The 1755-nt window shown below is 65.0% G+C and carries 2 protein-coding genes; both read right to left on the bottom strand.

The window, feature by feature from the left end; genetic code table 11:
* Nucleotides 1-45 precede the first annotated feature (45 nt).
* On the bottom strand, nt 46-330 hold the full coding sequence (locus BLR02_RS29175; RefSeq protein WP_143018397.1) for a DDE-type integrase/transposase/recombinase: 285 nt from the start codon (nt 328-330) through the stop codon (nt 46-48).
* 38 nt (nt 331-368) lie between these two features.
* Nucleotides 369-1613: a cation:proton antiporter gene (locus BLR02_RS28190; RefSeq protein WP_090665493.1), complete on the bottom strand. Its 1245-nt coding sequence runs from the start codon at nt 1611-1613 to the stop codon at nt 369-371.
* Nucleotides 1614-1755 lie beyond the last annotated feature (142 nt).

The following is a 1755-nucleotide window of genomic DNA, read 5'->3' as shown; positions in this document are numbered from 1 at the left end:
CGCGAGGAGACCTGCGTCCAGATCGCAGGGTGATCCTGCACGCCATCAAGTCGCACGATCCAGCGCGACACCTGCTTGAACAACTTGGCAGTGCCCTCGGTACAGATACGCCCAGCGTCCACGAACTTTCAAATAGGTCTCGTCAACATGCCAGTGCCGCCCGCGGGTGCCGCCCTTGCCGTGCCGGCGTCGGCGGAGTTCGTCAGCCAGCACCGGTGCGAGCTTCGCCTCCCAGTCGCGCACAGCCTCATGGCTGAATACGAGGCCGCGCTGGAGGAACATCTCGCCCAGATCCCGCAGGGTCAGGCGGTAGCGCAGCCGCCACAGCACCACGAGGGCGATGACGTCGGATGGGTACTGGGTATGGTTCAGCAGCCCGGCGCTGCGCTCGTTGTACTGCTTGCCGCAGTCTCGGCAGCGGAACCGGCGGTAGCCCCGGGCGGTACGCTCCGGCCGCTCCGCCACAGCAGCGGAGCCACAGGCCACACACTCCATCGCCACTTCCCGCTCCGCCGCCTCCAGAGCCTACCAGCCCAGCCCCGGCCGACCAAACGACCCGACTGGCGCGAGACCTGACAAAACCCCTTCATCCCCTCGTGCCGCGTCATGGCGCCAGCCATTGATGGGTCGTCGCGGTGCAGACTGCCGTAGAGCAGCACCCATGCGAGCCGCACCACAATCACGATGCCAAGTATCACCAACGCGAATCCGAGCCACGCGGCATTCTGCCCGTCTTCCAGCGCCGGCAGGACGGGACGCAGCTGGAGCCCGACCAACGTGAAGGCAAGCACATTAAGGACGAACGTCATCGTCCCCCATGTCGCGAACGAGCTGACCCGTACGTCGGCTGGCATCGCTAGCGTCGAGCTGCGCGCTGCCGTGATCCCGAATGTTACTACAGTCACGACCTCGGACAGATGCAACCGCTCGGCGATCAACCATACGCCGAAGGTGGTCACGAATTGGAGGATGGTCGCCGTCGGCGCGTCGCTCACTCGGCGAATCAGGTCCGAGGTTAGCTTCGCCAACAGCCAACCGACAACCACACTGCCAATGGCTACGAGCAGGAAGGCCGGTGCCGCGTCTCCCACGCTCAGACCGCCAGATGCCATCGCGCCGACCGCCAGCCGATAGATGAGCAGTGACGAGGCATCATTAAGCAGGCTTTCACCTTCCAGCACTGTGCGGATGCGGTGCGGGGGTGTCACCTGACGCATGACCGCCAGCGCGGCGACGGCATCTGGTGGCGCGAGCAACGCCCCTAGCGCGATCGCCGCGGCCCATGGCATGTCCGGCAAAAAGAAGCGCGCGGTCACGGCGACGGCGGCCGTGGTCAGCCCGACCGCGACAACCACCAGCGACAGCACGGGTTTCCAATTCCGCTTTAGATCTCGAAACGACGTATCGTGCGCGGCGTCGAGCAAGACCCGCGCCACGAACAGCGCGAGGATCAGATCGGGCGGCAGCGCGACGTCGGGCAATCCCGGCACTAGCGCCAGCACTACGCCGCCGAGCGCCAGGAGTGTCGGATAAGGGACCGCCACCGATCGGGCGACCATAGACAGCAACGCCGCCCCCAAGAGCAGCGCCAGGACCATTTCGAACATCGCCATCGCTCGTCCTCCCGATCGTCCTGCATGATGCGCGCGGGCATTGTTCTCTTAGTGTCCGTCCGGGAACAAACGGCCTAATTTCAGGCTTCTTCGGACCCGACTTTTCGTACCGAAGGCGGTCCAACACTGCGCTGAAGCGGAT

Origin of the sequence: Belnapia rosea, assembly GCF_900101615.1 — a bacterium.
Lineage (GTDB): Bacteria > Pseudomonadota > Alphaproteobacteria > Acetobacterales > Acetobacteraceae > Belnapia > Belnapia rosea.
The sequence above is the reverse complement of the archived record's forward strand: the minus strand, read 5'-3'. Positions and strand labels throughout refer to the sequence as shown.

What these genes read in the sequence shown, in the direction of transcription:
- BLR02_RS28190 (WP_090665493.1), bottom strand. Translation starts at nt 1,613, where the DNA reads ATGGCGATGTTCGAAATGGTCCTGGCGCTGCTCTTGGGGGCGGCGTTG.